Genomic DNA, 7,572 nt, shown 5'->3' on the forward strand with positions numbered 1-7,572 from the left:
TTATTTTTATGATTGGTAATGTGGTGAGAACCCTGTATTGATAATCCAATCCACAAAGTTAATACTTTCTATCCCTAAAAATACATACATCAAATGAACTCTCGACTTGGCCATGATAGTTTCGAATCCCTGTTCTCGAGCAGAAAAAACAGAGCTAATATTGGCTTTGTTTTTGGTTCGAAAGTTGTCTATGGTATAATGAAAACATGCTATCAGAAAAACAAAAAAAGTGGATTGACCACCTTCCAGATGATGACGAAATAAATATTTTTCCTTTTGACAAAGAGAGTCAAAAGTATTTCCAAGAGGTTAAGGAAAAAATCCAGAGCAGTCTCAATAATGATATTAAAGTAGAACAACGAGGGTCTACTAGTTTAGGTGCTGCTGGGCAAAATGAAATTGATATATATGTTCCGTTACCACCAAATGATTTTTACGAAAAAACTTTAATACCAGAATTTATTAAAATATTTGGTCCGCCCAAAAGCATTCACCAAACAAGAATAAGATTTCAAATCATTGAAAACGAAAAAAAGCTTGATATATTTTTGATTGATAAAGAAAGTGATGAATGGATGAATGGAGTAAGATTTGAAGAATACCTAAAAAAACACGAAGAAGCACTGAGAGAATATGAAAAGTTGAAATATGCTTGTAATGGGTATTCTACTAGAAAATATTATGAGAAGAAAGTGGAATTCATAAATAAAATTCTTGATTTAGTTCCGTAAAGATTAGAATACCGCCCACGACTCCGTGAAAACACAAAACAACGCTAAAATTAGTGTTGTTGTTATAAAGGAGGTTATAGGCATGTGCTTGTGCCATAATAAAATATTTAAATAAATACTATGAAAACAAAATATATTCTACATGGTGGAGGCGCATTGGATAAGAATGAAATGAATGATGAATTTTTTCGTGAGATTTTGTCACTGGACAAGAAAGATTTAAGAATATTAATTATTCCTTTCGCACTAGATGAGAAAATATTTAAAATTGATTTTGTCGCTAGTCAATTTGAAAAAAACAATATAGATAAAAATCTAAATTTTGATTCTGCAGAGATCGGTAAATTAGAAGAACAAATTAAAAATGCTGATATTATTTATTTAATCGGAGGGAAAACTTTAAAACTATTAGCAGTTCTTGCTGATTTCAAGAACCTCTCCGATTTGTTTAATGGGAAGGTTGTGGTAGGAGAGTCAGCTGGAGCCTACGTTCTTTCATCTTGCTTTTATTCAAAGTCTATTGATATATGCTCCGAGGGATTAAAACTTGTTCCAGTGAAAACTATCTGTCATTACGATGGAGAAGACAAAGAAAGACTAGCAAATTGCTCCAAAGAGCTAGAAGAACTAATTTTAAAAGATTATGAATTTAAAATGTTTACAGTCTAATTTCCTGAAAAAAAAGTTCGAACATCGTTCAACATCCCGAGGCGTTTAAATTCCACAATAAATATACTAGTGTCATCTATAGAATCATCTATAGATGACACTAGTATGCTATAATATAGTTATGAATAAAATAATAATAAAACTATCAAAAAGATCCAGCTATAGTTATTCTGTTACTATCCCTAAGGAAATTATAGAAAAATATGGGTGGAAAAGTAAACAAAAGCTAACCATTGAAGACAAGGGGAGAGGAAAACTTGAAATTAAAGATTGGAGAAAGAAATAAAAAAGGATGAGGGCTAGATTTGACGCTAAATGTCGTTGTAATTTTTTTTAATGCAAAAAAAAAGACCTGAACCCTCTATTGCTCTATTTCCTCTATTTCAGATGTTAAAAGAACTCTCGGCTTAGTTGTAATAGCTTCGAATCCTGTTTTAGATTTCAAATATAATTTTTATGTATGAAAAAATTTTTTGTAATTAAATTTAATAAATATGAAAAATACCTTTCTCCCTTGGCGCTGTTTAGTGGCTTTGTAGTCGATAATTTAACACTTCGGAGGATTGATCTCTTGATAGAGAATTTGCTTATTATAGTCTATCTCATGATTGCACTTTTAAGTATTTTTGTTTTAAATTTTTCACATGCTGGATATTTTAAACATAGATTTCTTAGAAAAACTGATTTAGTATTTACCTCTCTATTGCAATTCTCTTTTGGTGGATTGTTTAGTGTGTTTTTTGTGTTTTATTTTAGGAGCGCTAGTTTTATAACAAGCTGGTTATCTATTCTTTTCTTAGCTTCTCTCCTTATAGGCAATGAGATATTTAGAGAAAAATATAGGAAACTTTCTTTTCAGCTAAGTATATTTTTTATTGCTCTATTCTCATATTCTGTTATTTTAATTCCCCTTATAGTAAGAAAAATTAATAACTATACATTTGTTTTGAGCGGTATTTTCTCTCTAGTGATAATTTTAATAGTTATATATCTTCTTAATAAGTTTTTTCCAAAAAGATTTTACCTAAATAAAAAACCTGTTCTAATTAGTATTTCTTCTGTATATATCATATTCAATTTATTGTATTTTCTAAACATCATTCCTCCAATTCCTTTATCACTAAAAGAATCGGAGTTAGTTCATGATCTAAAGAGAGTTAACGGATTGTACGAGGTTGAATATGAAAAATCTTCATTTTTCCAAGCAGGGGAAACAAGCAACACGTTTTCATGGCAAGAAGGGGACATAATATATTTTTATAATTCAATTTTTGCTCCAACAAATATAAATATAGAGATTTATCATAAATGGTATTTTTATGATGAAGAAATAAAAAAGTGGCAACTAAAGAGCAATCTTTCATACTCTCTGACAGGAGGAAGGGACAGTGGTTATCGGGGTTATTCATATAAACAGTCTCTGGGGCCAGGTAGGTGGAAAATTGAGACTACGAACAAAAAGGGTCAGGTACTTGGTGTTAAAAAATTCAAGATTGAAGAATATTTAGAACCAATTGAGCTTGAGAGAGATGTTTGGTAATGTCAGGTATTATTTTGTGCTTCTACAGTCCTAAGTTAGCTTATGAAAATTGATGAAAAATCAATTTTATTGTATAATAAGGATAAGAAAAAATTGATGAAAATAAAACAAAAGCTTAACTTAGGCTTCATTATTGTAATTATTTTGATAATTATTCCTGTTGGGGTAAGTATTTTTGCTTTAAAGAAAGTGAACGGTTTTTATGAGTCTACACAAAAGCTGAATAAGTTGACAGATCTTTTTTATAGTGAGGATTTGTCAATTGACAAGTATTCCCACATTCTAATGATGGATGACCAAGATGATGTTAGCAGAAATGAAAAACTTACATCCTCAGAGAAAACTTTTTTAAACGACTACAGTGAGGCAAATAATCTAATTCAAAGCTTGAAGGAAGAGTGTTTTTCGGATGAAGGGTCTGAAATAGTTGATAAACTTTCACTTAATCATGTATATTTTAAAGAAGCTTTTGAAAGAATAAAAGAAGTTTTTGTCAATGTAAAAACTTCTGAAGAAAAAATTTCTTTAAAGCTCAATGAAATTAGTCAAAAAAGAGACCTCATAAAAGAAGAAATTTTTGATAGTGAGCTTCAAAATGCAAGCTCTACTAAGAACTTTTTCTATCTTTCGTTGTCAAAATACAATGAAATAAAGAATTTAGAATCAAGCTTCCTGTATTCTTCTACAAATAAAGAGTCTCTTGATACTCTTTTGTTTTCAATAAATAATTTTGAAACTCACATTAAAGAAAGTTCGTTATTTGATGACAGAACAAAGGTTTTTTTATTATTTAAAGAATATAGAAACCAATTGGATATTTTTTTTGCTGACAATGAATACAAAAACTTTGATGATTATTCAATCGATTTGGAAATTAGAAAATTGGATGATCATGTAGCCATTCTCCTTAAAGGTGATGCCAATAACGCCTTACTTAGATTGAAGGAAATCCGAACAGAAAAAATAAAAGAAATGTTCCTTTTTTTGGAAATTTTTAACTTATTTTTTCTTATCGTAATCATTTTAGCCACTTTTTTAATAAGTAAAAAAGTATCTATGAATATTGTTGACCCCATTCTGAAACTTAGGGAATTTTCCAATAAAATAGGAGGAGGGATTGAACATGAGCCTCTCAGGATTGAAACCAAGGATGAAATGGGAGATTTATCAAGAGTTTTTAATGAAATGGATATTAAATTGAAGAAATCGAACGATGAACTTCTTGATAAAATAAATGAATTAAAAATTAAAGACAATATTGAATCTTTAATTGAGTCACTTACTGATGGAATAATAATGTATGATAAATCAAAAAATATAGTTTTGAAAAATTCTGCGGTAAAAAAGATATTAAATATTAGTGATAGAAAACTCTCTTTAAAAAATCTCTATAGTATTTTCGCAAAGCATAATTTAGAATTTCACATAGACCTTTCACTAAAAACTAACGAAATCTATAGAATAGATAATGTTGATCTGCTTGGGAAAAAATTCGAGGTCATAATCACTCAAGTTGCAGATTATAATAATAAAATAGTTGGGGGTTTAATGATTTTTCATCAAAAAGAAAACTCTGAAATTATTTTGCATAAAGATAGCTCTAAGGTCGATTTCGGTCCAGTGATATCTCCTCATTTTGGGACCCCATTGGCCTATATTAAGCTATTTACTGAAATGCTTTCTTCTGGTGAGATAGGTGAATTAAACAAGGAGCAAAAAGACTGTATATCAAATATTCATCAGTCTGCAGTTAATATGAAAGAAGTTATTAATAAATTGTACGATATTAAAATTTTAAATAGCGACGAATTGGAGATAAAAACAGAAGAAATTGAAATAACCAAATTTCTTAAAAGCTTGATTGAAGAGTGTAAAAAGAAAAATCAAGTAACAGGCGTGGAATTTAGTTACAAAGAATTACTCTCAGAAGATATAAAGATCAATATTGATAAAAAGATATTATCAAAAATTTTTGAAGATATCATCGACAACGCACTTGAATACAGTAGGGATAAAAATCCCATTGTTGACATTGAAATAAAGGAACTAGGCTTTAATTATTTGTTAAGCATTAAGGACAATGGTATTGGGATTCCAGACGAAGAACAGGATTTTATATTTGATAAATTTTTTAGATCAAAGAATGCAATGACTAAGAACAGTAAAGGTTCAGGTATGAGTTTGTATATAGCAAAAAGACTTTTAAATAAGGTGGGAGTAGAAATATTCTTTGAATCAAAACAAGGAGAAGGAACAACTTTCTTTATTGAAATTCCGAAGGGGGGAATGAGACAATAAAAAAAGTATTAAAAAACAGTTCAATGGAAAGAACTGTTTTTTAATTTCAGTGAAATTAAACGTCTAAATTTTCAACTTTCTTTGCATGGGTTTGAATAAAATTCTTTCTAGGGAGTACATTTCCACCCATAAGCATATCAAATACTTTGTCTGCCCCGGCAGCATCTTCAACCGTTACTTGCTTCATTACTCGTTTCTCGGGATCCATGGTTGTTTCCCACAATTGATCTGGATTCATTTCACCAAGACCTTTATATCTTTGAATATTAATTTTATGTGGAGCTTTTTTAACTTCCCTGGGAGCTTCTTCTTCGTCAGTTTCTTCTCCTGATTCTTCAGGATTTTGTATTGCCTCGGATGCTTCTTGTAATTCTCCGCCATACTCTTTAATTATTTCAAATTTCTCTTCTTCAGTGTATGCATACTTGAAAGAAGTTCCTTTTTTTATTTGGTAAAGAGGGGGCTGGGCAATGTAGAGATGTCCGCCGGTAACCATTTCAGTAAAATGTCTGTAAAACAATGTTAACAGAAGCGTTCTAATGTGAGATCCATCTACATCAGCGTCTGTCATTATTACAACTCTGTGATATCTAAGTTTTTCTAAATCAAATTGGTCATCAATATTTGTACCAAGTGCTATAACGAGATTTTTAATTTCGTTGTTAGCAAGCATCTTATCAAGTCTGGCTCTTTCAACATTAAGTATTTTACCACGAAGGGGCAAAATTGCTTGAAATTTTCTATCTCGACCTTGTTTGGCTGATCCTCCCGCAGAATCACCCTCAACTATAAACAATTCAGAATCTTCGGCCTTTCTGCTTGAACAATCTGAAAGTTTTCCTGGAAGAGTCATTCCGTCAAGAGCTCCTTTCCGCAGGATACTGGCTCTAGCTGTTCTAGCAGCAATTCTAGCCTGAGAAGACAGTATACATTTACCGATAATCGCTTCAGCTTCTTTGGGGTGCTCTTCAAGAAATATAGTAAAATTCTCTCCAAAAACACTTTCAACAGCACTCTTTACCTCAGCATTGCCGAGTTTTCCTTTAGTTTGACCTTCAAATTGAGGGTCAGTTATTTTAACACTAATGATGGTTGTTAGTCCTTCACGGACATCATCACCAGTAAGATTTTCTTCTTTTTCTTTTAAGAGGTTGTGAGCTCTCGCATACGAGTTAATAGTACGCGTAAGGGCCGTTCTGAAGCCAACCAAGTGCGTTCCTCCTTCTTGGTTGTATATGTTATTAGCGAAGGCAAGAGCTGTTTCATTAAATTCATCATTGTATTGCAGGGAGACTTCAACTTTAGCCTCAGGTAATTCTTTCTCAACATAAAAAATGGTCTCATTTTTAACAGTTTTGTTGTGATTAAGGGCTTTAATATATGACTTAATACCTCCTTCAAAATGAAATTTATAATCTTTTACAGAATGGTCAGACCTTCTGTCGTGAATTATCATGGTTATTCCTTTTGTAAGATAAGATTGTTGTCTTAATCTATCTAGGATTTTACCCCAAGAAAATTCGAGTTCAGTAAATATAGTATCATCTGGCTTAAAAGTTATAATAGTTCCAGTTTTGTTTGTTTTACCATCACTCTTTAGCTTTGACTTAGGTTTACCAATTTTATATTCTTGAGACCAAATTTTTCCATTTTGGTGAACTTCTGCTTTAAGATAAGTTGAGAGAGCGTTGACGACTGAAACACCTACTCCATGTAGACCACCAGAAACCTTGTAAGCACCGTCACCAAATTTACCTCCTGCATGTAGTTTTGTTAACACTGTCTCAAGAGCAGAGACTCCAGTCGCTTTATGAATACCAACAGGAATTCCACGACCATTATCTTCTACCTGGACCATCCCATCAGACAACAAGGTGAGAGTGATTTCGGTGGCAAAACCAGCCATGGCTTCATCAATACCGTTATCAACAACCTCCCATATTAAATGATGCAATCCAGCCGCAGAAGTTGAGCCAATGTACATTCCCGGCCTTTTTCTGACAGGGTCAAGACCCTCTAGAACGGTAATTGAGTCAGCAGAATAGTCTTTATTAACTTTCTTTTTATCATTTTCCTTCGCCATATTTATATTATTTATTACTAATTTTACATTAAAAAATAAAGTCATTTATGACTTTTATACTTACATTTTATCAAATATAAGAATAAAATACAAGTATATCGATAAAATCAATTAATTGCATTTTTTTGTTACAATGTGCAAGACCACGAACATAATTGACACTTTTTATTTATAACTTCTATCTAGTTTTTTATCTATTTGGTCCATTAATTTGGCTATTTTCTTCCTATTTTTCATCTTTCTAGAGTTGG

Annotated in this window: 6 protein-coding genes; 5 read left to right on the forward strand and 1 reads right to left on the reverse strand. The window is 31.4% G+C overall.

Annotation, left to right across the window (positions count from 1 at the left end):
- Window positions 1-206: 206 nt before the first annotated feature.
- The 5 genes from PF572_04650 (at window position 207) to PF572_04670 (ending at window position 5,238) form a co-directional block, all read left to right on the forward strand.
- Entirely contained in the window at window positions 207-731 is a 525-nt protein-coding gene (locus PF572_04650; protein ID MDA3840353.1) for a GrpB family protein, read from the forward strand.
- A 120-nt stretch (window positions 732-851) separates the two neighbouring features.
- Window positions 852-1,400: a Type 1 glutamine amidotransferase-like domain-containing protein gene (locus tag PF572_04655; protein MDA3840354.1), complete on the forward strand. Its 549-nt coding sequence runs from the start codon at window positions 852-854 to the stop codon at window positions 1,398-1,400.
- A 121-nt stretch (window positions 1,401-1,521) separates the two neighbouring features.
- Complete coding sequence (locus PF572_04660; GenBank protein ID MDA3840355.1) at window positions 1,522-1,686, forward strand: hypothetical protein; 165 nt, start codon at window positions 1,522-1,524, stop codon at window positions 1,684-1,686.
- A gap of 174 nt (window positions 1,687-1,860) precedes the next feature.
- Window positions 1,861-2,940 (forward strand): DUF2914 domain-containing protein, encoded by a 1,080-nt coding sequence (locus PF572_04665; protein MDA3840356.1) that lies wholly within the window; start codon window positions 1,861-1,863, stop codon window positions 2,938-2,940.
- A gap of 42 nt (window positions 2,941-2,982) precedes the next feature.
- Window positions 2,983-5,238, forward strand: a complete 2,256-nt coding sequence (locus PF572_04670; GenBank protein ID MDA3840357.1) for an ATP-binding protein — start codon at window positions 2,983-2,985, stop codon at window positions 5,236-5,238.
- A gap of 55 nt (window positions 5,239-5,293) precedes the next feature.
- Here the strand turns inward: PF572_04670 and gyrB are convergent, their stop codons facing one another.
- Complete coding sequence (gyrB, locus tag PF572_04675; GenBank protein MDA3840358.1) at window positions 5,294-7,321, reverse strand: DNA topoisomerase (ATP-hydrolyzing) subunit B; 2,028 nt, start codon at window positions 7,319-7,321, stop codon at window positions 5,294-5,296.
- Between the last annotated feature and the right edge of the window lie 251 nt (window positions 7,322-7,572).

The sequence above is a fragment of the Patescibacteria group bacterium genome (assembly GCA_027858235.1).
GTDB lineage: Bacteria > Patescibacteriota > Patescibacteriia > Patescibacteriales > BM507 > BM507.